This is a genomic window from Nocardia harenae NBRC 108248 (assembly GCF_001612885.1).
In the GTDB taxonomy this organism is placed as follows: domain Bacteria; phylum Actinomycetota; class Actinomycetes; order Mycobacteriales; family Mycobacteriaceae; genus Nocardia; species Nocardia harenae.
Map to the genome: position 1 here is coordinate 73,762 of NZ_BDBH01000006.1, position 25,017 is coordinate 98,778.

The 25,017-nt window shown below is 72.3% G+C and carries 30 protein-coding genes and 1 pseudogene; 19 read left to right on the top strand and 12 right to left on the bottom strand.

Translation table 11 applies throughout. The features are described 5' to 3' along the window. Positions 1 to 11 precede the first annotated feature (11 nt). The gene (gene mscL / locus NH2_RS14655; protein WP_067653784.1) at positions 12 to 494 is read left to right on the top strand and encodes a large conductance mechanosensitive channel protein MscL; all 483 of its coding nucleotides are present in this window, start codon (positions 12 to 14) and stop codon (positions 492 to 494) included. On the opposite strand, the gene NH2_RS14660 is transcribed toward mscL, so the two are convergent. Then, positions 491 to 1,636 carry a L,D-transpeptidase gene (locus NH2_RS14660; protein WP_174552835.1) on the bottom strand — a complete coding sequence of 382 codons (1,146 nt, stop codon included), beginning with the start codon at positions 1,634 to 1,636 and terminating at the stop codon, positions 491 to 493. The two genes, mscL and NH2_RS14660, sit on opposite strands and share 4 nt — an antisense overlap. Before the next feature lie 83 nt (positions 1,637 to 1,719). Then, positions 1,720 to 2,811: a UDP-N-acetylmuramate dehydrogenase gene (locus NH2_RS14665; protein ID WP_245650593.1), complete on the bottom strand. Its 1,092-nt coding sequence runs from the start codon at positions 2,809 to 2,811 to the stop codon at positions 1,720 to 1,722. A 40-nt stretch (positions 2,812 to 2,851) separates the two neighbouring features. On the opposite strand from NH2_RS14665, the gene NH2_RS14670 reads away from it, so the two are divergent. The 3 genes from NH2_RS14670 to NH2_RS14680 all read left to right on the top strand — a co-directional run bounded on the left by NH2_RS14670 (position 2,852) and on the right by NH2_RS14680 (position 4,804). Continuing rightward, positions 2,852 to 3,337, top strand: a complete 486-nt coding sequence (locus NH2_RS14670) for a DUF2505 domain-containing protein (protein WP_067653789.1) — start codon at positions 2,852 to 2,854, stop codon at positions 3,335 to 3,337. A gap of 160 nt (positions 3,338 to 3,497) precedes the next feature. Further along, entirely contained in the window at positions 3,498 to 4,016 is a 519-nt protein-coding gene (locus NH2_RS14675) for a DUF2505 domain-containing protein (protein ID WP_067653791.1), read from the top strand. Beyond that, the gene (locus tag NH2_RS14680) at positions 3,986 to 4,804 is read left to right on the top strand and encodes an O-methyltransferase (protein ID WP_245650580.1); all 819 of its coding nucleotides are present in this window, start codon (positions 3,986 to 3,988) and stop codon (positions 4,802 to 4,804) included. Before NH2_RS14675 ends, NH2_RS14680 begins: the two co-directional genes overlap by 31 nt. Positions 4,805 to 5,022: 218 nt before the next feature. Here NH2_RS14680 and NH2_RS14685 read toward each other — a convergent pair whose 3' ends face one another. Further along, positions 5,023 to 5,619, bottom strand: a complete 597-nt coding sequence (locus NH2_RS14685) for a type IV toxin-antitoxin system AbiEi family antitoxin domain-containing protein (protein ID WP_067653793.1) — start codon at positions 5,617 to 5,619, stop codon at positions 5,023 to 5,025. A 132-nt stretch (positions 5,620 to 5,751) separates the two neighbouring features. On the opposite strand from NH2_RS14685, the gene NH2_RS14690 reads away from it, so the two are divergent. Beyond that, on the top strand, positions 5,752 to 6,483 hold the full coding sequence (locus NH2_RS14690; RefSeq protein WP_084505552.1) for an LmeA family phospholipid-binding protein: 732 nt from the start codon (positions 5,752 to 5,754) through the stop codon (positions 6,481 to 6,483). 2 nt (positions 6,484 to 6,485) lie between these two features. Here the strand turns inward: NH2_RS14690 and deoC are convergent, their stop codons facing one another. After that, positions 6,486 to 7,154 carry a deoxyribose-phosphate aldolase gene (gene deoC / locus NH2_RS14695; RefSeq protein WP_067653795.1) on the bottom strand — a complete coding sequence of 223 codons (669 nt, stop codon included), beginning with the start codon at positions 7,152 to 7,154 and terminating at the stop codon, positions 6,486 to 6,488. Between the two features lie 71 nt (positions 7,155 to 7,225). On the opposite strand from deoC, the gene NH2_RS14700 reads away from it, so the two are divergent. Both NH2_RS14700 and purU read left to right on the top strand, forming a co-directional pair. Further along, positions 7,226 to 7,774 (top strand): GNAT family N-acetyltransferase, encoded by a 549-nt coding sequence (locus NH2_RS14700; protein WP_067653798.1) that lies wholly within the window; start codon positions 7,226 to 7,228, stop codon positions 7,772 to 7,774. 22 nt (positions 7,775 to 7,796) lie between these two features. Continuing rightward, the gene (purU, locus tag NH2_RS14705) at positions 7,797 to 8,678 is read left to right on the top strand and encodes a formyltetrahydrofolate deformylase (RefSeq protein WP_067653800.1); all 882 of its coding nucleotides are present in this window, start codon (positions 7,797 to 7,799) and stop codon (positions 8,676 to 8,678) included. A gap of 3 nt (positions 8,679 to 8,681) precedes the next feature. Here the strand turns inward: purU and NH2_RS14710 are convergent, their stop codons facing one another. The 5 genes from NH2_RS14710 to NH2_RS14730 form a co-directional block, all read right to left on the bottom strand. After that, a complete protein-coding gene (locus NH2_RS14710; RefSeq protein ID WP_067653802.1) occupies positions 8,682 to 9,689 on the bottom strand; it encodes an alpha/beta fold hydrolase in 1,008 nt (335 codons plus the stop codon). A 69-nt stretch (positions 9,690 to 9,758) separates the two neighbouring features. Continuing rightward, positions 9,759 to 10,064: a DUF2516 family protein gene (locus tag NH2_RS14715; protein ID WP_067653804.1), complete on the bottom strand. Its 306-nt coding sequence runs from the start codon at positions 10,062 to 10,064 to the stop codon at positions 9,759 to 9,761. 57 nt (positions 10,065 to 10,121) lie between these two features. Further along, positions 10,122 to 10,772, bottom strand: a complete 651-nt coding sequence (locus tag NH2_RS14720; protein WP_067653806.1) for a heparin-binding hemagglutinin — start codon at positions 10,770 to 10,772, stop codon at positions 10,122 to 10,124. Beyond that, entirely contained in the window at positions 10,769 to 11,251 is a 483-nt protein-coding gene (locus tag NH2_RS14725) for a helix-turn-helix domain-containing protein (protein WP_067653808.1), read from the bottom strand. The genes NH2_RS14720 and NH2_RS14725 overlap by 4 nt, the downstream gene beginning before the upstream one ends. A gap of 90 nt (positions 11,252 to 11,341) precedes the next feature. Then, complete coding sequence (locus NH2_RS14730) at positions 11,342 to 12,673, bottom strand: DUF445 domain-containing protein (protein ID WP_084505553.1); 1,332 nt, start codon at positions 12,671 to 12,673, stop codon at positions 11,342 to 11,344. A gap of 204 nt (positions 12,674 to 12,877) precedes the next feature. Between NH2_RS14730 and NH2_RS14735 the strand changes: the two genes are divergently transcribed. The 4 genes from NH2_RS14735 to NH2_RS14750 all read left to right on the top strand — a co-directional run bounded on the left by NH2_RS14735 (position 12,878) and on the right by NH2_RS14750 (position 17,019). Then, on the top strand, positions 12,878 to 13,552 hold the full coding sequence (locus NH2_RS14735; RefSeq protein WP_067653812.1) for a TetR/AcrR family transcriptional regulator: 675 nt from the start codon (positions 12,878 to 12,880) through the stop codon (positions 13,550 to 13,552). A gap of 125 nt (positions 13,553 to 13,677) precedes the next feature. After that, positions 13,678 to 15,105, top strand: a complete 1,428-nt coding sequence (locus tag NH2_RS14740; RefSeq protein ID WP_067653814.1) for an ABC1 kinase family protein — start codon at positions 13,678 to 13,680, stop codon at positions 15,103 to 15,105. Between the two features lie 31 nt (positions 15,106 to 15,136). After that, positions 15,137 to 16,390 (top strand): saccharopine dehydrogenase family protein, encoded by a 1,254-nt coding sequence (locus tag NH2_RS14745; RefSeq protein ID WP_067653816.1) that lies wholly within the window; start codon positions 15,137 to 15,139, stop codon positions 16,388 to 16,390. Beyond that, complete coding sequence (locus NH2_RS14750; protein WP_067653818.1) at positions 16,387 to 17,019, top strand: class I SAM-dependent methyltransferase; 633 nt, start codon at positions 16,387 to 16,389, stop codon at positions 17,017 to 17,019. Before NH2_RS14745 ends, NH2_RS14750 begins: the two co-directional genes overlap by 4 nt. On the opposite strand, the gene NH2_RS14755 is transcribed toward NH2_RS14750, so the two are convergent. Next, positions 17,016 to 17,195: a hypothetical protein gene (locus NH2_RS14755; protein ID WP_067653820.1), complete on the bottom strand. Its 180-nt coding sequence runs from the start codon at positions 17,193 to 17,195 to the stop codon at positions 17,016 to 17,018. The genes NH2_RS14750 and NH2_RS14755 overlap by 4 nt on opposite strands. 106 nt (positions 17,196 to 17,301) lie before the next feature. Beyond that, a complete protein-coding gene (locus tag NH2_RS14760; RefSeq protein ID WP_067653822.1) occupies positions 17,302 to 18,096 on the bottom strand; it encodes a GntR family transcriptional regulator in 795 nt (264 codons plus the stop codon). 148 nt (positions 18,097 to 18,244) lie between these two features. Here NH2_RS14760 and NH2_RS14765 point away from each other — a divergent pair, with 148 nt between their 5' ends. The 7 genes and pseudogenes from NH2_RS14765 to NH2_RS14790 all read left to right on the top strand — a co-directional run bounded on the left by NH2_RS14765 (position 18,245) and on the right by NH2_RS14790 (position 22,711). Continuing rightward, positions 18,245 to 18,625 (top strand): hypothetical protein, encoded by a 381-nt coding sequence (locus NH2_RS14765; RefSeq protein ID WP_067653824.1) that lies wholly within the window; start codon positions 18,245 to 18,247, stop codon positions 18,623 to 18,625. Positions 18,626 to 18,852: 227 nt separating this feature from the next. Then, on the top strand, positions 18,853 to 19,476 hold the full coding sequence (locus NH2_RS14770) for a PPE domain-containing protein (protein ID WP_084505555.1): 624 nt from the start codon (positions 18,853 to 18,855) through the stop codon (positions 19,474 to 19,476). After that, a complete protein-coding gene (locus NH2_RS14775) occupies positions 19,473 to 20,231 on the top strand; it encodes an ESX secretion-associated protein EspG (RefSeq protein ID WP_067653826.1) in 759 nt (252 codons plus the stop codon). Before NH2_RS14770 ends, NH2_RS14775 begins: the two co-directional genes overlap by 4 nt. Before the next feature lie 30 nt (positions 20,232 to 20,261). Then, positions 20,262 to 21,107, top strand: coding sequence for a polyphosphate kinase 2 family protein (locus NH2_RS14780; RefSeq protein WP_067653828.1), 846 nt, complete (start codon positions 20,262 to 20,264; stop codon positions 21,105 to 21,107). A 24-nt stretch (positions 21,108 to 21,131) separates the two neighbouring features. Continuing rightward, positions 21,132 to 21,206: pseudogene (locus tag NH2_RS30310) on the top strand (excalibur calcium-binding domain-containing protein); the annotation flags it as partial. A 198-nt stretch (positions 21,207 to 21,404) separates the two neighbouring features. Next, the gene (locus NH2_RS14785; RefSeq protein ID WP_067653830.1) at positions 21,405 to 22,148 is read left to right on the top strand and encodes a DsbA family protein; all 744 of its coding nucleotides are present in this window, start codon (positions 21,405 to 21,407) and stop codon (positions 22,146 to 22,148) included. After that, positions 22,145 to 22,711 carry a vitamin K epoxide reductase family protein gene (locus NH2_RS14790; protein ID WP_067653832.1) on the top strand — a complete coding sequence of 189 codons (567 nt, stop codon included), beginning with the start codon at positions 22,145 to 22,147 and terminating at the stop codon, positions 22,709 to 22,711. Before NH2_RS14785 ends, NH2_RS14790 begins: the two co-directional genes overlap by 4 nt. 4 nt (positions 22,712 to 22,715) lie before the next feature. Here the strand turns inward: NH2_RS14790 and NH2_RS14795 are convergent, their stop codons facing one another. Further along, positions 22,716 to 23,819, bottom strand: coding sequence for a S1C family serine protease (locus NH2_RS14795; protein ID WP_067653834.1), 1,104 nt, complete (start codon positions 23,817 to 23,819; stop codon positions 22,716 to 22,718). Between the two features lie 117 nt (positions 23,820 to 23,936). Here NH2_RS14795 and NH2_RS14800 point away from each other — a divergent pair, with 117 nt between their 5' ends. Continuing rightward, complete coding sequence (locus NH2_RS14800; RefSeq protein WP_067653836.1) at positions 23,937 to 24,989, top strand: NAD(P)-dependent alcohol dehydrogenase; 1,053 nt, start codon at positions 23,937 to 23,939, stop codon at positions 24,987 to 24,989. Positions 24,990 to 25,017: the final 28 nt, after the last annotated feature.

Consider the following 25,017-nt stretch of genomic DNA (forward strand, 5'->3'; position numbering starts at 1 on the left):
GTGATCCGGTCGTGTTCAAAGGTTTCCGCGATTTCCTCTTGCGGGGCAATGTCATCGATCTCGCGGTCGCGGTGGTCATGGGCACCGCCTTCACCGCGGTCGTCACCTCGTTCTCCAGCGGGCTGATCAACCCGCTGCTCGCGGTTTTCGGCGGCACCGACGAGCTCGGGCTCGGGTTCCGGCTGGTGTCGAGCAAGCCGGCCACCTTCGTCGAGATCGGCCCGATCATCAGCGCCATCCTGAACTTCATGATCGTCGCGGCGGTGCTCTACTTCGTGCTGATCATGCCGATGCGGCACCTGACCAACCGGTTCGGCACCAAGAAGGCGGCCGAGCCCACCGAGACCGAGCTGCTCATCGAGATCCGCGACCTGCTCGCCCAGCGGGACGCCGAGGTGGCGCGGCACGAGGCCGACCACCGGCGGGTCGAGGCCGAGGTCGAGGCGGACGCCGCTGCCGACAAGGGCGCCGACCCCGAGCCGCCGCGGCGCTAACCGCTGAGCGCGGACATGGACGTCCAGGTCGGCCAGTCGATGGCCCAGTCGTAGATGTCGCCGTCGGCCGCGGAGAGCGCGATCGAGGTATTGGTGACCTCGACCGGGTCGCCGTAGCGCGCGGTCGGGAAGTAGGCCGCGGCGTCCGCCGGGGACAGGTTGATGCAGCCGTTGGTGACATTGGCCGAGCCCTGCGCCGCCAGCGACTCCGGGTTGGCGTGGATGAACTCGCCGTTGTTGGAGATCCGCACCGCCCAGCGCTCGCGCACGTTCTCGTAGTAGGGCGGGTTGGACATCATGAAGTCCTCGTACTTCTCGGTGACCACGTGGATTCCCGAGCGGGTGACATTGCGCGGCTCGTTGCCCTCGCCGTAGCTGGCGGCGAAGTCGAAGACGGTGCCGCCGTCGCGCAGTACCCGGATCCGGTGCGTGCTGGCGTCGGCCTGCACGATCTGGCTGCGGCCGATGCTGAAATCGGTGGTCAGATCGCTGTCGCCGTACGCGCCGCCGCCCAGCGCCACCCCGTAGAGCTTGGCCTCCACGTGCACCGTCGTGCCCGGCTGCCAGTAGCTCTTCGGCCGCCAGTGCGCGCGGGCGCCGCCGTCGTCGGGCAGCCAGGCCCACGCGCCCTCGGTGGGCGGGTCGGTGCTGACGGTGAGCGCCTTCTCGGCCGCCGCCTTGTCCGGCACCGGGCCGGTGAACTTCAGGATGATCGGCGCCGCGATGCCGACCTCCTGGCCGTCGCCGATATTCAGCGTGGCCGGGGTGGTCCCGCTCGGCGCCAGCGTGCTGAACCCGCCCTCGATCGGCACCGGCTTGCCGTCGGTGCCGATGGCGGTTCCGCTCCAGGTGTAGGTGGCGTCGTAGCCGAGCGGCTCGGTAACGGTGTACTCGCGCCGATCCTGGCTCAGCTCGCCGGTGATCTGCCTGCCCGCGGCATTGCTCAGCGCCACCCGGTCGATGGTGCCGTTCCGCACGGCGACCGAGACCCCCGCGGTCGGGCTGACGCCGGTGGCGTCGGCGCCCGGGTTCAGCGTGACCTCGGCAACCGGCTCGGCGGCCTGCGGCTGCGACCCGGAGCCGCCGGAGCCGCAGCCCGCCAGCAGCAGCGCGAGCACGGAGAACACGACAGCCGCGAGCACGGCCACTGACCTTCGGGAAGCCTGGCGTATGCGCACTTCCTCGAATCTACGCGCGGCCGCGCGCTACGCCGGTGCGATCGCCGTCACACGGTGAGCCCGACCGTCACCGGCTCGGGGTGCAGCCGCACGCCGAACCGCTCGGCGACCCCGTCGCGCACGGTGTGCGCCAGCGCCACCAGGTCGGCGGCGCTGGCGGCACCGCGGTTGGTGAGCGCCAGCGTGTGCTTGGTCGAGAGCCGGGCCGGGGCGTCGGCGCCGGGGAAGCCCTTGCCGAACCCGGCCCGCTCGATGAGCCACCCCGCGGAGAACTTGACCCCGTCCGGCGCGGGGTAGACCGGCACCGGCACGTCGCCGACCGTGGCCGCGATGGCCGCCCGCACCCGCTCCACCTCTGGCTCCGGCACCACCGGGTTGGTGAAGAACGAGCCTGCGCTCCAGGTGTCGTGGTCGGCCGGGTTCAGCACCATGCCCTTGCTCGCGCGCAGCCGCAGCACCGCGTCGCGGACCTCGGCGGCGGGCCTGGTCTCACCCTCCTCGGCGCCGAAGGCCGCGGCCAGCTCCCGGTAGCGCAGCGGGGCGCTGGCGCCGGTCGGGTCCAGCGCGAACTCCACCGCGAGCACGACGGCGGCATCCGAGTGCTTGAGCACGCTGGTCCGGTAGCCGAAGCCGAGCTCGGCGGGGTCGGCCCAGCGCACCGCACCGCTCGCCCGGTCCAGCAACCGGACCCGGCGCAGCAGCCCGGCCACCTCGACGCCGTACGCGCCGACGTTCTGTACCGGCGTCGCGCCCGCGGAACCCGGGATGCCGGAGAGGCACTCCAGCCCGCCGAACCCGGCCGCGACGGTCCGCGCCACCACGTCGTCCCAGACCGCACCGGCCTCGGCGAGCACCGAGTCGGTGCTCAGCTCGACCCCCGCGTTCGCGATCCGCACGACGACGCCGGGAAAGCCATCGTCCGCGATGAGCAGATTCGAGCCGCCCGCCAGCAGCAGCACCGGGATCGCCGCCGCGTCCAGCGCGCCGACGGTACGGATCAGGGCCGCCTCATCGGCACATTCGGCCACGGTCGCGGGGCCGCCCACGCGCAGCGTCGTCAGCCCGGCCAGCGGCACGTCGGGGCGCACTTCGGCACCGGAATCGGCCAGCAGTTCGCGTACCTCGTCCGAGGAGACCACCCGAGTAGATCGCACGCTGGAGACGGTAGCGTGTCCGACCATGGCGACCCCCCTGGCGTACACCGCCCGCTACTCCCATCCGGCCGCGGCCGTGCGCGCGGCGATCGCCGACGAGCAGTACTGGAAGGACCGGGTCGCCGAGGTGGGCGGGCCGAACGCCAGGCTGGACCGGGTCACCGTCGAGGGCGATCGGGTGCACGCCGAGCTGGTGCAGGCGATCGCCGCCGAGCTGCTCCCGGCCGCCATCACCGCGGTGCGCCCCGGCGACCTGGTCATCCCGCGGGTCGAGGAGTGGACCGGCGATACCGGCACCTTCACCGCCAAGGTCGAGGGCGCGCCCGCCGAGGTGCGCGGCAGCATCGCGCTCGCCGCCGACGGCTCCGGGTCGGTGGCGACCATCACCGGCACGATCGAGGTCAAGGTGCCGCTCTTCGGCGGGAAGATCGAGGCGGCCATCGCGGAGCGGCTCACCGAGCTGCTCGGCAACGAGGCCGAGTTCACCGACACCTGGATCGCCGCGCACTGACCGCGCCGAGCGGCGAACCACGCGGCGGGGCGCGGACGCCCGATCGCCGAGCACCGTGGCTGGGGCACCGCACCACGCCGCGGGCGGGCGGTTTGTGGGCGTTCCCCACATCACCCGCCGTGTGCCGGGCGCGGGGCGGGCACCGGTAACGTGTCCGCTCATGGCTCGCCGACTCGACTACTCCGCTCGCTACCCGCTGCATACCACCAAAGAGCTGTATGCGGCGCTGTCGACCCGCGACTACTGGGAGGCCAGGGTCGAGGAGATGCGGAAGTACTCGCCGAACCACGTGGTCAGCGTCGACGCCGCGGAGACCGGCATCGAGGTCGTGCTCGAGCACATCATCCCGCGCGAGATGCTGCCGGAGATGGCGCAGACCGTAATCCGCAAGGACATGGTGATCACCCGCAAGGAGAGCTGGGGCCCGTTCCGCGAGGACGAGGTGCACGGCAAGTACACCGCCTCCATCCCGGCCGGGCCGGGCAGCCTGAACGGCACCATCCGGCTCTTCCCGACCGAGACCGGGAGCACCATCCGCTTCTCCTCCGAGGCCAAGGTCTTCATCCCCATGGTCGGGCCGCGGCTGGAGCAGCTGATCCTGGTGAACCTGGTCGACCTGTTCCGCGGCGAGGCCGAAGAGACGCTGAAGTGGCTGGAAGCGGGCACCCCGGCGCACTGAACCGGCGGCCGGTCGGCACCGTCACCCGCGGCACCACCGGGGTGAACCGGCTGCGCCGCAGCGACCGGCAGCTGGTGGCCGACCCGCTGGTCCGAGCCCGGCTGCTCGGCGCCGCCGACCCGCTGGTGGTCGATCTCGGCTACGGCGCGCAGCCGTGGACCACGCTGGAGCTCGCCGCCCGCTTGCGGGCGGTGCGCGCCGACGTCCGGGTGACCGGGCTGGAGATCGATCCGGAGCGGGTGGTGCCCGGCCGCGACGGCATCACCTTCGCGCGCGGCGGGTTCGAGCTGGCCGGGCTGCGGCCGATCCTGGTGCGCGCCTTCAATGTGCTGCGGCAGTACCCGGAGTCCGCGGTGCCCGCGGCCTGGGGCACCGTGCTCGGAAAGCTGGCGCCGGACGGGCTGCTGGTCGACGGCACCTGCGACGAGCTGGGCAGGCGCTGCGCCTGGATCCTGCTCGACCGCACCGGGCCGCTGACGCTCACCCTGGCCTGGGATCCGTTCACCGTCGAGCGGCCCTCCGATATCGCGGAGCGGCTGCCCAAGGCGCTCATCCACCGCAATGTGCCCGACGAGCCGATCCACGCGCTGCTCGCCGCCGCCGACCGGGCCTGGGCGCAAGCCGCGCCGGTCGCCCCCTTCGGGCCGCGCTTCCGCTGGCGGGTGGCCGCGGAAGCGCTTGCCGCGCAGGGTGTCCCGCTGCGCGTCTTCCGCCGCCGCCTGCGCGACTGCGTGCTGACTGTCCCGTGGGATTACGTCGCGCCGGCCACCGCGCCACCGGCATCCTGAGCGTGCTGGTCCCACGCGGTGCCCGCGCGCGTCCCGCAACGGCGGTCGAGCCATGTCCCCCACTCGCGCGCGTCCCGCAACCGCGGCCGAGCCTTGTCTCCCACTCGCGCGCGTCCCGCAACCGCAGCCGAGCCTTGTCTCCCCCGCGCGCCCCGCACCGACAGCCGAGCCAGGTCGCGGCCATCGCATCGCGCCACCCGGCACCGACGGCCGCGCCACTACACCGCCGCCAGCGCCCGGTGCACCCGGGCGGCGGCCCTCGGCGCGAGCCCGGTGCCCGCGGCCCTGATCTCCACCGCCGCGCACCGGCCGATGGCGACGGCATCCGCCACCACCTCGTCCAGCGCCGCCTGCGCGATATCGCCCTCGGCGAGGTCGAGCACGGTGCGCACCGGCGTGGTCACCAGGAACGGCCCGGCCGACTCCACCTCGGCACCGGTCAGTGTCCGGCGCAGCACGACGACCCGCGGCGTCACCGGCGGCCGCCCCGCGGGCACCGAGAGGTGCAGGAACCGTGGCCGCAGCCGCCCGAGCCCGTGCAGATCGGCGGCGCTCTGGTGCGAGACCGCCACCTCGTCGTCGAACCAGGCCGCCCACATGGCGTACTCGTCGAGCGGCCCGACCGGCGACCCGGCGATCCGCAGCATCCCCATGGCGGCCCGCGCAATCGAGCCGTCCTCCAGCCCGGCGCGCACCCGCGCCTCACACCCGGCGCGCATCACCTGCCGCGCCGTGAAGAACCCGGCGTGCCGCGCCGCCAGTTCCCGCAATTCCGCCCAGCCGTGCAAGCGGCGGCTCGCATCGTTGCCCGCCATGATCCGAGATTACGCCGTAAGGCTGTGCCTCATGTCACATTTCGCCCGGTTCCGTCCCCGCGGTCCGAGCTTGGCCGAGCCTTCACCGTGTCCACAGAACCGGCTCAGAATCGTGCGGAAGAATCGAGCGGCATGAGCACAGCACCGTCCCTCGCCCGGCGCACCCACCGGCGGCGTCCGCTGGTGATCGCCCTCGTCGTGGTCGTTCTCCTGCTCGGCACCGCCGTCGTCGGCACCGAGGCCTACGCCAGGCACCGGATCTCGCAATGCATCAGCTCCCAGTTCGAGCGGGAGATGGGCTCGACCATCGATGTCTCCTTCGGCCCCAAACCCCTGCTGCTCACCTACATCGACGGCAAGGTGCCCGAGGTGACGGTGGACAGCAACGACAACCGCTTCGGCCCGGCCGAGGGCATGATCGTGCACGCCACCTTCACCGACGTCGTGCTGAACGACGACGGCGGCGGCAGCGTCGGCGCCTCCTCCGCCGACGTCACCTGGAGCAACGAGGGCATCGCCCAGACCCTCACCGGCATGGTGAGCGGGGTGAAGTCCGCCGCGAGCAGCGGCACCGTCACCATGGATGTGCTCGGCGGGCTGGCCCAGCTCGAGGTGCGCCCGCAGGTGCGCGGCGACCGGGTGGTGGTCGACACCACCGGCGCGCAGTTCCTCGGCATCGGGCTCCCCACCGACCTGGTGCAGGGCATCGTCGACCTCTTCACGGAGAGCCTGCAGGCCTTCCCGATCGGCATGCGCGCGGACCGGATCGCCGTCACCGACAGCGGCATCGACGTGCACCTCACCGGCGGCCACTTCGACCTGGCCGCGAACAGCCAGAACAGCGACCAGGAGGTCCGCTGCTGAGCTCAGGCCGGAAAGCCGTCCAGCACCGCGCGCGAGCCGGAGAGGCCGAGCCGGGTGGCGCCCGCGGCAAGCAACTCCGCCGCGGCCGCCGCCGTGCGGATGCCGCCGCTCGCCTTGACCCCGAGCCGCCCGCCCACCGTCGCCGCCATCAGCCGCACCGCGGCCACGCTCGCCCCGCCCGCCGGGTGGAAGCCGGTGGAGGTCTTGACGAAATTCGCGCCCGCCCGCTCGGCGGCCAGGCAGACCTCGACGATCGCCTCGTCGCTCAGCGCGGCGGATTCGATGATGACCTTGAGCACCGTGCGCTCGCCGACCGCCTCGCGCACCGTGACGATATCGGCGAGCACCGCCGCGTAGTCACCCGCGACGGCGGCGCCGACGTCGATCACCATGTCCACCTCGTCCGCGCCCTGCTCCACCGCCAGCCTGGCCTCGGCCCCCTTGACCAGCGAGTGGTGCTTCCCGGAGGGGAACCCGGCGACCGTCGCGACCACCAGCCCCGGCGCCCGCACCGGCAGCATGGCCGGCGAGACGCAGATGGCGAGCACCCCCAGCTCGCGCGCCTCGGCGATCAGCGCGGCGACCCGCTCCACCGTCGCCTCGGGGGCGAGCAGCGTGTGGTCGATGACGGCGGCGACTTCGGCCCGGCTCGGCCACGCGGGTTCTGCCATGAGGTGAAAGTCTGGCACACGGGCGGCGAATTGCATTGCGTGCCTCCGCCGCTGGAGGGGAGACTCGAACGGTGCTGATCCGCCGCGAACGCGCCGCCGATATCGCCGGGATCGCCGCCGTGCACCGGAGCGCGTTCGCCGAACGCGCCGCGGTGCCCGCCGGCCCCGACTCCGCCCCCGGCGCCGCCCCCGACCCGGTCGAGGTCGGGCTGGTCGGCGCGCTGCGCGGCGGCGACGCCTGGATCCCGACGCTCTCGCTGGTGGCCGAGGAGTACGGCGCCGTCCTGGGCCACGTCTGCCTCACCAGGGCCGCGGTCGGGCCGTTCCCGGTGCTCGCGCTCGGCCCGCTCGGGGTGCTGCGGGAGCGGCAGCGCGTCGGCATCGGCGCCGCGCTGGTGCACGCGGCGCTCGGCGCCGCCGACGCGCTGGACGAGCCGCTGGTCGGGCTGCTCGGCAGCCTGGACTACTACCCGCGCTTCGGCTTCGCCCCGGCCGCGCGGTACGGCATCGCGCCGGACCGCCCGGAGTGGGCCACGCACCTCCAGGTGCGCCCGCTCACCGCCTTCGAGGACCGGATCGCGGGGGAGTTCCGCTACGCGGACGCCTTCTACGAGCTCTGACCCGGTTTGCAAGGATGGGCGGATGACCTCCGCCCCGAACGACCGGCGCTTCGTGCTGACCCTCGGCTGCCCGGACCGCCCCGGCATCATCGCCAGGATCACCTCGTTCATCGCCGAGTTCGGCGGCTCCATCGTGGAGGCCGGCTACTACTCCGACCCGGACAATGCCTGGTTCTTCACCAGGCAGGCCATCGCGGCGCACACCGTTCCGTTCGAGCTGGGTGAGCTGCGCGACCGCTTCGCCGGGGTGGCGGCCGACTTCGGGCCGGGCACCGAGTGGCAGCTGCACGACACCGGCGAGCGCCGCCGCGCGGTGCTGCTGGTGAGCAAGGACGCGCACTGCCTGCACGACCTGCTCGGCCGGGCCACCTCCGGCGAACTCCCCGCCACCATCGAGGCGGTGATCGGCAACCACCCCGACCTCGCCGGGATCACCGAGGCGCACGGGGTGCGCTTCCACCACGTGCCCTTCCCCAAGGATCCGGCCGAGCGCGGCCCCGCCTTCGCCCGGGTGCGCGAGCTGGTCGACGCGCACGACCCGCACGCCGTTGTGCTCGCCCGCTTCATGCAGGTGCTCCCCGCGCACCTGTGCCAGCACTGGGCCGGACGGGCGATCAATATCCACCACAGCTTCCTGCCGTCCTTCGTCGGCGCGCGCCCCTACCACCAGGCCTTCGCCCGCGGGGTGAAGCTGATCGGCGCGACCTGCCACTACGTCACCGCGGAGCTGGACGCCGGGCCGATCATCGAGCAGGACGTCACCCGGATCGACCACGCCGACGAGGTGCGCGACATGGTGCGCCAGGGCCGCGATATCGAGCGCGTCGTACTGGCCCGCGGGCTGCGCTGGCACCTGGAGGGCCGGGTGCTCGTGCACGGCCGCCGGACCGTGGTCTTCTCCTAGGACCTAGCCCGCGGCCCGGACCCGCTCGTCGTCCGCGGCGGCGAGCACCCGGGCCAGTTCCTCGTTGAACTGCGGGTACGCCTCCACATTGCCGAGGTGCCCGGTGGGAAGCACGGCCTGGCGCTGCAGATTGCCGGACTCGCGGAGCAGCTCGGCGATCCGGTCGGCGTGCACCCGCGGGGTCAGGTGGTCGTGCTCCCCCGCCAGCACCGTGGTCGGCACCGAGAGGTGCCGCGCCGCGTCGCCCAGGTCCATCTCGGCCAGCAGCAGCCCGAACTTGGCCCGCACCAGCGACGGGCAGGAGCGCACCACGCCCATGCTGTAGTCGAGCAGCTCCCTGGTGGAGCTCGGGTGCATGATGCCGCGGAGGAAGAGCCAGCGGATCGGCGCGACCGGCGGGAAGAGGATCGGCAGCCCGAGTCCGATCCGGCCGACCACGAGCGGCAGCGCCAGCTTGCGGCGCAGCAGGCGCACGGTGCGGTTGAACCAGGGCAGCACGGTGGTCTCGGCGACCAGCCGGCCGGAGGCGGTATTTGTCAACAGCACGGCCCGCGCCTGCTCGCGCACCCGCTCCGGGTAGCGCGCGGCCCAGGCCTGCACCGTCATCCCGCCGAGGCTGTGCCCGACCAGCACCGCGCGCTCGCCGGGCGCGAGCGCGGCGTCGAGCACCGCGACCAGGTCGTCGGCGAGCACGTCCATGCTGAGCTTGCCGCGCCCGAGCTCGCTGCCACCGTGGCCGCGCTGGTCGTAGGCGATCACCCGGTACTCGCCGGCGAAGGTGTTGATCTGCGCGTTCCAGTACTCGATGGCGCAGGTCCAGCCGTGGATCAGCACCACGGGCTTCGCGTTCTCCGGGCCGTAGGCGTACACCCGCAGCCGGGTGCCGTCGGCCGCGCGCACATCGAGCGTGCGGTGCGGGGCGGTGGGGCGGTTCAGCAGGGCGGTGGCGTAGGTGCGCGACCGCAGCCTCGCCCGGTACCCGGCCATCCTGCGCAGCGTCTTCGCACGCATGGGACACTCCTTTGTGTTACTGATACTTACAGTAACCCCGAAGGAGCGCGGGAGCCAGCCCCGCAGCCGCTACCAGCGCGGCCCGCGCTGCACCTCGTCCACCTTCGGGCGGACGTCGGCGAGGTAGATGCCGGTGGCGATGATCGAGATGAAGGCGAGCAGCCCGAGGCCGCCGAAGGAGAGCAGCAGGAGCAGCAGCGCGACCGCCAGAATCCCGGACCAGATCGGCTTGGTGAGCTTGTCGACCGCCGTGAAGGCATCGGAACGCTGGCGCAGGGCGTGGATCAGCGCGAATGCCGTCGCCCCGAACGCGAGCGCCCAGAGCACGAGCATGATGATCCCGGTCAGTCCGTTCACCGTGTTCACGCCACCCATGATAGGGGTGTGCCCCCGCGTCCAGGCAGGACGCGGGGGCACACGGAGCAGCGGGGGTCACACCTCGTCGGGGGTGACCTTCTCGACCGGGGCCTTCTTCTTGGCCGGAGCCTTCTTGGGCGCCTGCCCCTCGGTCGGCGCCACATCGGTGGCCACCGAGACCACCTCGGCCTCGACCACCGGCGCGGCGTCGACGACCTCGGCCGCCTTCTCCTCGGCGGCCTTGGCCTGGCGGCCGAGCAGGTCGCTGACCCGGCCGACGACGCCCTCGGCGCTCTTCACGGTGTCGTTGTAGATGGTCTCGACGCGCTGGATGCGCTCGTCGACGACCTGGTTGCTGGTGCGCAGCCGGTCGACGGTCTCCTCGCCGCGGGAGGCGAGGTCGGCGTAAATGTCCAGCGCCTGGCGGTAGTACTGCTCGGCGATCCGGCGCAGCTCCTCCGGGGTGAACTTCTCGCGCAGCGCGGCCAGATCCTCCGGCAGCTCGGACGGCAGCCCGGACAGCCGCGTGCGCAGCGTCTCGAACTGGGCCTGCACCTCGGCCCTGGTGAGCCGCTCGCGGGCCTCGTCGACCCGGGTCTGCACGTCGGCGGCCACGGCGCGCTCGCGCACCTGGCCGACCGCGTCGAGCACTGCCGTGTACACGGCGTCACCGGCGCCGACGGTGGCGAAGAGGGGCTTGGTCACGGTGGCGTTCTTCTCGGTCATGGTGTTTCGTTCTCCTGGCTCCGCGGGGCCTGTTCGATCAGGCCGTCGGTATTCGTGCGTGGAACGTCGTCGTCCCGGCCAGTCCCCGAGCCGTTGGTGCCGTTCTCCCGGCGGAACGACTCGTAGATGTCGAGGAGCACCTGCTTCTGCCGCTCACTGATCGTGGTGTCGGCGAGCAGGGCGTCCCGGATCGGACTGTGTGGCCGTTGCTCGAGAAAGCCGGCCCGTACGTACAACACCTCCGAGGACACCCGCAACGCCTTGGCGATCTGAGCGAGCACCTCGGCGGAGGGGTTGCGCAGCCCGCGCTCGATCTGGCTGAGGTACGGATTGCTCACCCCGGCCAGAGCGGCGAGCTGTCGCAGCGACACCTGCGCGGCCTCCCGCTGCGAACGGATGAAACCTCCGATGTCCTGCGCCGCATGCACGACGCGTGCCGCTTTCTCGCCGGCTACGGACATCTCGGGATCTTCTGCCATCACTCACCTTCCGGTGGGTTGTACGGGATCGAGTGTAGGCGAAGGTGCTAGCTCTTGCAAGCGCCCCGCTAGCGAAAGTGCTAGCTCCGCTCAGCCGCCGAACATCAGGTGCGACACGGTGTAGATGGCCAGCCCGGCGAGCGAGCCGACCACGGTGCCGTTGATCCGGATGAACTGCAGGTCCCTGCCGACCTGCACCTCGATCTTCTTGCTCGCCTCGTCCGCGTCCCAGCGCGCGACGGTATCGGTGACCAGGGTGGAGATCTCCGCCGCGTAGTTCCCGACCAGGTAGCGGGCGCCGCGGTCGATCCAGTCGTCCACCCGGCCGCGCATCGCCTCGTCGTCGCGCAGCCGCTCGCCGAGCCTGCGCACGTTCTCGTCCACCTTGCGGCGCAGCGTGCTGTTCGGGTCGTCGGCCGACTCCAGGATCAGCCGCTTGGCCGCGCGCCAGGTGGCCTCGGCCATGCCGGTGATCTCGGCCCGCCCCATGACCTGGCTCTTGATCCGCTCGGCCTTGGCGATCATGGCCGCGTCGTGCTGCAGGTCGTGCGCGAACTCCTCCAGGAACTTGTTCGCCGCGAGCCGCACCTCGTGCTCCGGGTCGGAGCGCACCTTCCAGGTGAACTCCACCAGCTCGCGGTAGATGCGCTCGGACAGCATGACATTGACGAACTTCGGCGCCCACTGCGGCGCGTCCCGGTTCACGATCCGGTCGATCGTCTCCTGGCTGCCGAGCGCCCACTGGTGCGCGCGCTCGGCGAGCAGGTCGAGCAGCGCCAGCTGGCGGTTGTCCGCGAGCAGCTCGGCCAGCACCCGGCCGATCGGCGGCCCCCACTGCGGCTCGGCGATCCGCTTGACGATGGTGTTGTCGATGATCTGCTCGACGTCGGAGTCGCGCAGCGCCCCGACCACCGCGCGCAGCAGCGTCGAGCTCTCCTGCGCGACCCGCGCGGCGTTCTCCGGCTGCGCCATCCAGCGCCCCACCCGCAGCGACACCTGCGCCGAGGCGAGCCGCGCCGACACCACCTCGGGAGCGAGGAAGTTGGTGCCGACGAAATTGCCGAGGCTGGCGCCGAGCTGGTCCTTCTTCTTCCGGATGATGGCGGTGTGCGGGATCGGCAGGCCGAGCGGGTGCCGGAACAGCGCGGTCACCGCGAACCAGTCGGCCAGCGCGCCGACCATGCCCGCCTCGGCGGCGGCGCGCACGTAGCCGACCCACGGGTCGCCCTGGCCGCGCGATTCCAGCCAGCGGCAGAACAGGTAGACGACGGTGGCCAGCGCGAGCAGACCGGTCGCGACGACCTTCATCCGGCGCAGGTCGCGCTTCTTGGCCTCCTCGTCCATCAGGCTGCCGAGTCCCGGGGGCGCGGGCTTTCCGCCAGCCGGTTCGAGCACCGCCGTGGTGCCGGGATCTGTGTGCATGGGTCCATTCTGTCCATCTCGGGGCGGAAGTGCCCGGATATGTGTTACCGGCCGCATCGTCGACGATTCCTCCCTATCCCGCGCATCGCGAACTAGGCTGGAGGCCGCACCGGCACCCAGAGCATCCGACAACACGACCGAGGAGTCACGCTGTCCACCGAAGACCTCGTCGAACTCGGCGAAGTGATTGATCGACCGCCCGCGGTGCGGACCGGCCGGATGGACGGCCGGAAACGCCGCTGGCGCCAGCACAAGATCGACCGCCGCGAAGAACTCGTCGACGGCACGCTCGCCGCCGTCCGGGTACGCGGCAGCACCGCCGGAATGGACGAGATCGCCGCCGAGATCGGCGTCTCGAAGACGGTGCTCTACCGCTACTTCTCGGACAAGAACGACCTGGTCCGGGCCACCATGCAGCGCTTCATCGAGACCACCCTGATGCCCAGGGTCTACGGCGCGATCAGCCTGGACGCGGACGAGTACCAGCTGGTGCGCTCGGCGCTCGCGGAGTACGTCGGCACGGTCGACGAAGACCCCGAGGTCTACCGCTTCATCATGGGCAACGGCTCGGCGGATCAATCCTCGCTCGCCGAGTTCGAGCGGCTCTTCGCCGAGGTGGTCGCCGCGGTGATCACCGACCGCGCCACCGAGAAGGGCATCGACACCGAGGGCGCCATGCTCTGGTCGTATGTGCTGGTCGGCGGGATCCAGCTGGCCACGCACTGGTGGACCACGCACAAGACCATGGACCGCGACCAGGTGATCGACTACCTGACCATGATGACCTGGAGCGCCATCGAGGGCATGGCGCGGGCGGGCGGCTCGCGGGCGGCCTTCGCCGCGCAGCCGCACGTCCTGCCGGATCCGCCGCAGTCGTAGAACCGACCGGTAACTTCGCCGGAGTGGCCCGGGTCACAGACGTTCTCGACACGTCGGCGACTCCGGTTAGGCTGATGCCGAGCGGGTGGCCCATGTCACCGCGCGGGCACCAACGGAGGTTCTCGATGGCGAAGCACGTGCCGACGTCCCGGCTCGCGCGCGGCACCAAGCTCGGCGCGGTCGCCGCCGGTTCCATGATCCGCTCCCGCCGCACCCGGCTCTCCATGCGCGGGCGCTCCGAGGCGGTGCGCGCCAAGATGGCCGAGGAGTCGATGATCCGCACCACCGAGCAGGTGGTCATGGTGCTCGGCACCATGAAGGGCGTCGCCATGAAGCTGGGCCAGATGATGTCGGTGCTCGACCTGGACCTGGTGCCGGAGGCGCACCGGGAGCGGTTCCAGCAGCGGCTCGCGGTGCTCCGCGATGCCGCGCCCGCCGTCTCCTTCGACGCCATGCGCGCGGTGATCGAGGAGGATCTGGGCAGGCCGCTCGGCGAGATCTTCGCCGAGTTCGGCGACGAGCCGGTGGCGGCGGCCTCGATCGGCCAGGTGTACCTCGGCGTGCTGCACGACGGCCGCCGGGTCGCGGTGAAGGTGCAGTACCCGGGGATCGACGCCGCGGTCCGCGCCGACCTGAAGAACCTGGCCATGTTCCGCAAGGTGCTGCAGTCCGCCATGCCATGGGTGACGCCCGCGGTGCTGGACGAGCTGCGGCTCAATATGGAGGGCGAGCTCGACTACCGGGCCGAGGCGCGCACCCAGCAGCAGATCGCCGCGCTCTACACCGACCACCCGTTCATCGTGGTGCCGCGGGCCGTCCCGGAGCTGAGCACCACCCGGGTGCTGGTCAGCGAGTACATCGACGGCCGCGGCTTCGACGAGGTGCGGAAGCTGCCCGATGCCGAGCGGAATCGGATCGGCGAGATCATCTACCGCTTCTACATGGGGTCGCTCTTCACCTTCGGCGAGTTCTGCGGCGATCCGCACCCCGGGAACGTGCTGCTCGCGGCGGACGGCCGGGTCGGCTTCCTGGACTTCGGGCTGTACAACCGGATGGACGCCGACCACGTGCGGTTCGAGATCACCTGCCTGCGCGCCGCCGCCGAGGACCGCGCCGAGGACCTGCGCGAGCTCATGATCCAGCGCGGCGTGATCGACTCGCCGGAGGAGATCGGCGCCGAGGAGTGCCTGGAGTACGTGCTCTCCGCCTCCGAGTGGTGTCTGGTGGACGAGGAGCTCACCATCACCCCGGAGCTGGCCAGCGGCGCCTTCCTGCTCGCGGTGGACCCGCGGGCCGGCGAGTTCACCGGCATGAAGCAGCAGAACCTGCCGCCGGAGCACCTGTTCTCCCGGCGCGCCGACTTCCTCACCTTCGGCATGCTCGGCCAGCTCGGCTGCACCGCGAACTGGCACCTGGTGGCCCGCGAGTGGCTCTACGACGAGCCGCCGGTGACCGAGCTCGGCAAGGCGCACCACGCCTGGCTGGCCGAGCGCCCGGCCGGGCGCCGTCCCACCACCCCGCCCGCCGCCCGGCGCAAGGCCAAGCGCTCCTGACCTGTCCGAACCATCGAAGGGGACCGCACCCATGCCCGAAACCCGTGAACTCGACCTGGTGCTCTTCGGCGCCACCGGCTTCGTCGGCAAGCTCATCGCCGAGTACCTGGCCGGGGCCGCCCCCGCGGGCGCCAGGATCGGGCTGGCCGGGCGCACCAGGAGCAAGCTGGAGCAGGTGCGAAGCGGGCTCGGGCCGGTCGCGGCGGAGTGGGAGCTCATCGAGGCGGACGTGAACGACCCGTCCACGCTGAACGCCATGGTCGCCAGGACCACCGCGGTGCTCACCACGGTCGGGCCGTACCTGCGCTACGGCATGCCGCTGGTGGCGGCCTGCGCGCACGCGGGCACCCACTACGGCGACCTGACCGGCGAGGTGTCCTTCGTCCGCGAGGCCATCGACCGGTACCAGGACATCGCGGTGGCCAGCGGCGCCAAGATCCTGAACTCCTGCGGCTACGACTCGGTGCCCTCCGACCTCAGCGTGTACCAGCTGTACAAGCGGACGGTCGCGGACAATACCGGCGAGCTCACCGACGTCACCCTGATCGCCGCGGTGAAGGGCGGGGTCAGCGGCGGCACCGTCGACTCGCTGCGCGCCATGGTCGAGGAGGCCGCGGCCGACCCGGCCAAGGCCAAGCTGCTCACGCACCCGTACGCGCTGAGCCCCGACACCGAGCGCGAGCCGAAGGTCGGCAGGCAGACCGACCAGACGCTGCAGCGCGCCGGCGCCATCCACCCCGGGCTGCCCGGCTGGGTCGGCACCTTCGTCATGGCGGCGCACAACACCAAGATCGTGCGACGCAGCAATGGCCTGCTCGGCTGGGTGTACGGCAAGAACTTCCGGTACCGCGAGGTCATGAGCGCGGGCCGCTCGCCGCTCGCCCCCATCGCCGCCGCCGCGCTGGCAGGCGGCACCGTCGCCGGCGTCGCGACCACCGCGCTGCTGAGCCGCTCCGCGGTGGGGCGCAAGGTGCTCGACACCGTGCTGCCCGCGCCTGGCACCGGCCCCAGCGAGCAGACCAGGAGGAACGGCTGGTTCCGGATGAAGACCTACGCCGACACCACCTCCGGCACCACCTACCTCGCCACCTTCGAGGGCAAGGGCGACCCCGGCTACCAGGCCACCGCGGTGATGTTCGCCGAGACCGGGCTGGCGCTGGCCTTCGACCGGGAGAAGCAGAGCGAGCTGACCGGCATCCTCACCCCCGCCGCCGCCATCGGCGACGCCCTCACCGACCGGCTGCGCGCGGCCGGGATGACCATCGAGGTCGAGCCGGTCCGGTGAACCTCGCCCGCCGCACCATGAACGCGCCCGCGCTCGCCGCCGTCTACGAGCGCGCCTGGCGCCCCGCGCTGTTCTACCTGGCCAGCGGCCGCAGCATGGATACCGACCGCCGCGACGCGGCGCGCACGCTGCGGCTCTGCGGCCCCAAGCGCGTCCTCGACCTGGCCTGCGGCCCAGGCAATTTCACCAGGCACCTGAGCCGCGAACTCACCGGCGAGGGCAGGGTCATCGGACTCGACTACTCCGAACCCATGCTCGCCCAGGCGATCCGCGACAATACCGCCGCCCGCGCCGCCTACGTCCGCGGCGACGCCCGCACCCTGCCCTTCGCCGACGGCGCCTTCGACGCCGTCTGCTGCTTCGGCGCCCTCTACCTCATCCCCGACCCGCTCCGAGCCACCCGGGAGATGATCCGGGTGCTTGCCCCCGGCGGACGCATCGCGATCAGCACCAGCCACCGCGCCCCCGGCTGGTTCGGCACCGTGAGCACCGCGGTCGGCGGCGCGGGCGGTCTCCGAGTCTTCGACACGGCCACCTTCCCTGCCCTCTTCGCCGAAGCGGGCCTCACCGACATAGACCAGCAAATCCACCGCCTGCTGCAATACGTCAGCGCGACCCGGCCCGCCTAGCTCCCGCTCAACTCCAGCATGCGGCGCAGAACGCCGGGCGCGAAGGTGATCTCGACTTCCGTTGCCGCACCCTCGAACACGAAGGTCACGTACCCCGGCCTGACCTCCCGCCCCAGCCGCACCGCGCACCGCTCGTCGACGATCAACCACCCACCGCCGGTCAATGGATCCACCATGGCACCCCTCCCCACTCCCCTTGGACGGGCTGCGCCAGAGCCCATGTGGATTGTTCCAGCGGTGCCCCGGGTGGTGTCAATGTGGTAACGGCGTGTCGTCGGCGCGTCAGACCGCGAACCAGCGGTCCGGTTGCTGGACAACGTCATCCACCCGCACCAGGGCACCGTCGGCGGTGTGCCGGGCGGAGCGGCGCACGAGGACCGCGGCCGGGTCGGGCAGCCCGAGCTGCTCCCGTTCCCAGGCGCTCGCGAGCCGGGCGGTGACCCGGTCGTGGCCGAATGCCACCCGGACACCGGCCACCTCGGCGAGGTACCGGCCCGACCCGCCCGGCAGCGCCTCCGCCCGCGCCAGCAGCGGCGCCCTTTCCGCCAACCCGGGCGCGAACCACGAGGTCACCAGTGCCGCGACCCCGGAATCGCCGCGCACCAACCGGACTCGCGCCACCGGTGCGCCCGGACCGGGGAACTCCGCGCGCAGCGAGTCCGGCGCGGGTTCCGCGCCTGCGCGCAGCAGCCGGACGGCGGGGTCGGTCACGGCGCCGCCCGCGAGGCCGGGCTCGGCGTCGGCCACCACATCCGGGGTGGCGCCGAGCGCGGGCCAGCGGTAGCCCTCCCCCGGGTAACCCAGATGTAGCCCCGGCTCGTCCCTCGCGATGGCCGCCACCGCCCGCTCGACGACGAAACTGCCCGACTGCGGCCGAGTTTCGACCAGCCCGAGCCGCCGCAGCTCGCGCAGCGCCTTGTTGGCGGTCAGCCGGGCAACGCTCCACTGCGCCGCCAGCTCGCGCTCGGACGGCACCTCGGCGCCCGGCGGCAGCTCCCCCTCCTCGATGCGGCCGGCGAAGTGCCTGGCGATCTGCAGATACTTGGGCAGCGCCGGATTGTCGGCAGCCTCGCTCACTAGTCCCCTCCCCCTCGGCGATCGGCGCCAGTCTAGGCGACAGGCTCGGTGCGCCAGATCAGCCGACACCGGCGTTTCCGCCGCCCACGGGTGCGTACCCGCCGGTACAGTGCCCATGAGCAGGGGTAACGCCAGATGGGTGGGGCACATGGGAATTCCGGATACCGGGCAGTCCGCGGCGCGCGCGCTCTACGCCGCGGCGCGGGAGGGTGGCGCTGAGGTCGTCGCGCTGGACGAGGACGTCGCGAGCGGGCTCGCCGCCGCCTGCGACGACCTCGTCGCCGAGCTGGAGCGGATCGCCGAGCGCGGGCACGGGCTCGACACCGTGCGCGGGTTCCCCGCCCTGCCCACCGGCACCGGGCTGGCGCGCGGGTTCGGCGCGAAGGGGCAGGAGTTCCTGGCCACCGTGACGGCGTTCCAGCAGACGGCGCTGTTCTACAAGGCCGCGTACCTGGCGGCGGGGCGGCGCTTCGCCGATGCCGAGGCGGCCGCGGGTGCGGCCTTCGCCCTTGCCGGGGGCAGATCGTGAACCGCCGCCGTCGAGATGTGCCGGTCCCGAACGGGTTACGCCGCGCCGCCGCCGTGTGCCCCGGGTCCAACGGCACGCCGGCGCCGAACGGCGCGGCACGCGCGAGATCCGGCACCGCCGCCAGACGTCCCGGGACCCCCGCCGGACCACCCCGCGGCTCCACCCGCGCACGGTCCCGTGCCACCGCCACCATTCGCCCCATCGCGGCGGGGAACTGAGGCGGGACCATGGCCGACCACGCGGCCAGGGCCGCCGCCGACGCCATCGGGATGCGCAGCCGCGCACTGAGCGGCGCGGGCGCCACCGACCCGCCCTACGCCCCGGTCCGGGAGCGCTTCGCCGGCTACCCGCATCGCGAGATCTGGGAGCGGGTGCACGAGCAACTCGACCCCGCCGCCCTCGGCCGCGCCGCCACCGGCTGGCAGGGCGCAGCGGACGCGCTCGGCGCGGCCTTCCAGTCCTTCGCCGACGCCACCGCGCCGCTCTTCGCCCGCTGGTCCGGCCACTCGGCCGCCGCCGCAGCCACCGCGACGAGGGAGTTCACCGCGGCGGGCAGCGCGGCGAGCGACGTCTGCCGCACCATCCAGCGGCTGCTCGAGCTGAATGCCGAAGCGGCGCAGACGGTCCGCGCTGCCATCGTGCCGCCCCCGGAGTACCTGGCCCTGCCGGACCCGGTGGCCGAGGCGGTACACGGCGGCCGCAGGCGCATGGAGTACGAGGTGCTCGCGGCGACGGCGCTCGCCGACGCCCAGGACACCATGACCAACGTCTACACCCCGACCATGCCCGCCACCGGCGACGCGGTCCCCCGCTTCACCGCCCCGCCCCCCGGCCCGGACGGCGCGCGGTGAAGTGGGTGCTCGACCCGGACGAGTTCAGCTACGTCTGGGAGAACGAGACCGGGCTGGACCGCAGGCCGTACCCCATCAATATGGCGCCCGCGGGCACCGCCCGCAGCGAGCGCGAGCACGCGGCGCTGCGGCTCCCGCAGCGCTTTCCGCGCCAGGCCGACCCCGACCTGGCCGCCGCGCTCATGGTCTGCGCCCGCCCGGACGCCACCACGGTCACCGTCTCCGGCGAGCGCACCGTGCGTACCCGGAACAACGGGAGCGCCCCGCACACCGAGCGCATCCTGCTCTACGCCGCCGTGGTGCACCACCACGCCGGCATCGTCGCCGCCGGTCCGAAGCAGGTCACGGTGGTCATGTGCCACGCCCGCACGCTCGGCGAGCGGCTGGTCAAACTGATCGGCTCGGCGCAGGCGGGCCGCAACCCGGTGCTGCGCGAGCCGCAGGACGCGGTGCTGCACGGCCACGCGGAGACCTTCGGCTCCGGCGCCCGCCCCGGCGCCGACCGCACCGGCGAGCCGGACCAGGGCGCCGCCCGCTTCCGGAAGATGCTGCGCCGCCCGGTGGACGGCCGCGGCTTCGTCACCGTCACCGTCTCGCCGGACGACCCCATGTCGCCGCCGACCAGGCACCGCAGCTGGCTCGATCTCAGCGGCGACGGCCGGTACCTGCTCACCACCGCGCACGACCTCACCCTGACCCCGGTCGACGACGAGGAATTCGCCGCGCAGCTGACCAGGCTGGCCCAGATCCGCTGACCCCGGCCGCGCACGTGGTAGGTGTGGGGGATGTCGCCGAGATGGACAACACCCGCCGCCGCCGCGCTGCGCGCCGACGGCCTGCGCGTCGCCGATCTGGACACTTCGGCGACGCCGGGCTTCACCGGCGACAAGGTGGCCGGGCAGCAGCTGCTCGCCGAGCGCACCGCGGTGCTCTCCGCGCTGCAGGAGAAGCTCTACGCCAACGGCCGCTCCGGCGACCACCGCAATGTGCTGCTCGTGCTGCAGGGCATGGACACCGCGGGCAAGGGCGGCATCGTCAGGCACGTGATCGGCTCGGTTGATCCGCAGGGCGTCGACCACGCCTCCTTCGGCGTGCCGACGCCGGAGGAGCAGCGCCACCACTACCTCTGGCGGATCAGGAAGGCGCTGCCGCGCGGCGGCCAGCTCGGCGTCTTCGACCGCTCGCACTACGAGGACGTCCTGGTGGTCCGGGTACACGACCTGGTGCCGCCCACCGAGTGGGAGCCGCGCTACGACGAGATCAACGAGTTCGAGCGCGGGCTGGTCGACGAGGGGACCTCCCTCGTCAAGGTCGCCATGTTCGTCTCCCTCGACGAGCAGAAGAAGCGGCTCCGCGAGCGGCTGCAGCGCCCCGACAAGTACTGGAAGTTCAACCCGAGCGATATCGACGAGCGCGCCTTCTGGCCGCAGTACCAGGCCGCCTACCAGGCCATGCTCGACCGCACCGGCACCGAGTACGCGCCGTGGCACGTCATCCCCTCCGACCGCAAGTGGTACTCCCGCCTCGCCGTCACCGAGCTTCTCATCGATGCACTCGCCGCCCTCGAACTCGACTGGCCCGCCGCCCAGTTCGATGTCGCGGAGCAGTTGACGAGGTTGGAGCAGGCTTAGGGGGCCTCGCCGTATCAGGCGTGTTTGTCGCGTGCGGCGACGCTCCAGCGCGGCGAACCCGGTTACCGCAGCGAGCTCGATCGGGACGGCGACGGGACGGCCTGTGACACCTGCTCGGTGCCTGTGACACCTGATCGGCGACCGCGGGCACCCCCACCCGCCCCCGTTCGACTACGGAAAATCTCAGGTCACTACGCCAGGATGGGTCGCGATGCCCCCGGGCCGCGTTCGGTGACGCGGCACTACGATCGGTGCGGCAGCGATCGGAAGCCGGACGAAAGGCGTGGTGAACGCAGGGTGAGCAAGGAACGCAAGAATCCGCTGGCAGCCGCCGAGGCCGCCGACCGCAAGCGCAAGCTCCTCATCCAGGTCGCGGTCGCCGTCGTGCTGGTCGGGCTGGTGGCCGCCATCGGCATCAGCATCGCCATCAAGAACGCCGCGAACAACGACGAGGGGCCGACCCCGACCATCGCGGCCACCGCCCCGCAAAACCCGGCGGGCATCACCGGCACCATCACCGATAGCGGCTACATCCGCATCGGCAAACCCGACGCCACCACCACCGTCCGCGTCGTCGCCGACCTGCAGTGCCCCGCCTGCAAGGCCTTCGAGGCCCAGTACGGCCCGGTCCTCGAGGACGCCGTTGCCAACGGCACCGCCGCGGTCGAGTACAACATCATCGCCTTCCTCGACCGCGCGTCGAGCACCGAGTACTCCTCGCGCGCCGCCAACGCCGCCTACTGCGTCGCGGGCACCGACCCGGCCAAGTTCCAGAGCTGGCTGAAGACCATGTACGCCCAGCAGCCGGCCGAGGGCACCGCGGGCCTCCCGGACGCCTCACTGCTGCAGATCGCGCAGACCGTCGGCTACACCGACCCCTCGATCGAGCAGTGCATCACCGACCGCACCTACGACAAGTACGTCGCGGCCCGCACCGACGACACCCTGAACGGCGGCGTGCAGTCCACCCCGTCGGTGTTCGTGAACGGCACCCAGGTCACCCCGGACCAGCTGGCCGGCGCGATCACCGCCGCGCAGTGACCGCGGCCCCGCCCCGGTCGGCCTGGATCCTGCTGCTCACCGGCCTGCTCGGCTGGCTGGCGGCGGTCGCGCTGACCGTGGAGCGCTTCAAGCTCTTCACCGACCCCGGCTACACGCCGTCGTGCAGTTTCAACCCGGTGCTCTCCTGCGGCTCGGTGATGACCACCGACCAAGCGGCGGTCTTCGGCTTCCCGAATCCGCTGATCGGCGTGGTCGGCTTCTCCGTCGTGGTGACGCTCGGGCTGCTCTCGGTGGCGGGCGTCGCCTTCCCGCGCTGGATCTGGGGCGGGCTCTGGCTCGGCACCCTGCTCGGGCTGATCTTCGTCGGCTGGCTGATCTTCCAGAGCCTGTACCGGATCAATGCGCTCTGCCCGTACTGCCTGGTCGTGTGGGCGATCATCACGCCGCTCCTCGCGGTCGTCACCGAGCAGCTGTGGGGCCGCTCGGCCGGGCCGCTGCGGATCCTGGCCGAGTGGCGCTGGACCTTCGTCGCGGTCTTCTACGCGACCGTGCTGGTCCTGGTGTTCCTGCGCTTCCAGGACTACTGGCTCTCCCTGGCCTGACCGCTCAGCGCGGCGGGCTCTCGGCAAGCACCACCTCGACCACCCGGCGCCCTGCGCTCTCCAGCACCTCCAGCCGGACCACGTCGGCCGGGCGCCTGGCGTCGATCTCGGCGCGCAGCGCGTCCGCGCCCGCGACCGGGCGGCCGTCCACCGCCACCACCACGCTGCCGTCGGCGAGCCCGGCGTTCCAGGCCGGGGTGCCGTAGAGCACCACGTCCAGCCGGGCGCCGCCGGGCGCGTCGGAGATCAGCACGCCGAGCGTCGCGGTCGGCCCGACGTGCACCGTTCCGGTCGAGACGCCCGCGCGGATCTGCCGGACCACGGCCATGGCCCTGTCGATCGGCACCGCGTACCCGTTCGGCTCCCGCCCGGCGGGCAACGGCTCCTCGGCCCGCCCGGAGGCCGCGGTGATCACCCCGACTACCTCGCCGTTGCGATCGGCCAGCGCCCCGCCGGACTGCCCCGCGGTCACCGCCGCCGCCACCTCGACCATGCCGCGCAGCGCGAGCCGGGTGTAGTCGGCGGAGTTCTGCGCGATGATCGTGCTGTTCAGGTCGGTGATCCGGCCTGCGACCGCGGTGGGCGCTCCGCCGACGCCGCCCGCATTGCCGAGCGCGAGCACCTCGTCGCGCAGCCGCAGCCGGGCCGAGGAGCCGAGCCGCGCGGTGGGCAGCCCGCCCGCGCCGGTGAGCGCGAGCAGCGCGATATCCGCTCCTGCGTCGTAGCCGAGCACCTCCGCCGGGTACTCCACACCCGTCCCCACGTCGGTGACCAGTACCGTCTCCGCGCCCTTGACGACGTGGTGGCTGGTGAGCACCTCGCCGTCCGCGCCGAGCACGATGCCGGAGCCGGCCGCGGCGGCGCCGAACGGCCGCAGCGTGACCGCGATGTTCACCAGCGCGGGGCCGACCGTCGCCGCCACCGCCGCCGGGTCCAGCGGCGGCGCGGGCGGCGCGACCTCGGCCGGGACCCGATCCGGGCCGGTGAAGGCGTCGAGCAGGTCGGCGCGGAAGCCGAGGAAACCGGCGACGGCCAGCGCCACCACCAGGAACAGCGCGGCGCCGCGCCCGCCGCGCTCGGGTTCGCGCGGCTGCCATCCGTCGTCCATGGTCGTCCCATCTCCGCCCGGCTCGAAACCTCCATTGTGGCCGCTGACGGCGCTCCGCACCCGCCGAGCGGAGCGGCCGGTTGGCAAACCGCGGCATGCGACGGTAGGCATGTACGCATGAGCATCGCTGCCGGCTACGCCGTGTCCAGTCCGGAAGGCCCGTTCGAGAAGGTCACCATCGAGCGCCGCGACCTGGGGCCGCACGACGTGCTGATCGACGTGAAGTACGCGGGGATCTGCCACTCCGACATCCACACCGTGCGCAACGAGTGGGGCGGGACCAAGTACCCCTGCGTGCCCGGTCACGAGATCGCGGGCATCGTGGCCGCGGTCGGCTCGGCGGTCACCAGGCACGGCGTCGGCGACCGGGTCGGCGTCGGCTGCATGATCGATTCCTGCGGCCGCTGCGGCCCCTGCCTGGACGGCAACGAGCAGTACTGCGAGCGCGGTGCCGTCATGACCTACAGCAGCCCCGTGGACGAGACGGTGCAGGCGGGCGGGGTCACCCTCGGCGGGTACTCGACGCAGATCGTGGTCACCGAGAATTTCGTGCTCTCGATTCCGGAGGGCATCGGGCTGGATGTCGCGGCCCCCCTGCTCTGCGCCGGAATCACCACCTATTCGCCGCTGCGGCACTGGAACGCCGGGCCGGGCAAACAGGTGGCGATAATCGGGATGGGCGGGCTCGGGCACGTCGGGGTGAAGATCGCCGCCGCGCTCGGCGCGGAGGTGACGGTGCTCAGCCAGTCGCTGCGCAAACGCGACGACGGGCTGCGGCTCGGCGCCACCGGCTACTACGCCACCGCCGAGCGACAGACCTTCAAGGACCTGCGCAACCGCTTCGACCTGATCATCAACACCGTCTCCGCCGACCTCCCGCTCGACAACTACCTCAAGCTGCTGAAGCTGGACGGCACGCTGGTCGCGCTCGGCCTGCCGGAGAACCCCGCGAGCATCCGGCCCTACCTGCTCGCCAGCCAACGCCGCTCGCTCTCCGGCTCGATGATCGGCGGCATCGCCGAGACCCAGGGGATGCTGGACTTCTGCGCCAAGCACGGGATCGGCGCGGAGATCGAGCTCATCTCCGCCGACGAGATCGACGCCGCTTACGACCGGGTCGTCGCCAGCGACGTGCAGTACCGCTTCGTCATCGACGCGGGCACCATCTGAGCCAGGCACCGCGGCTCCGCGCGGCGAG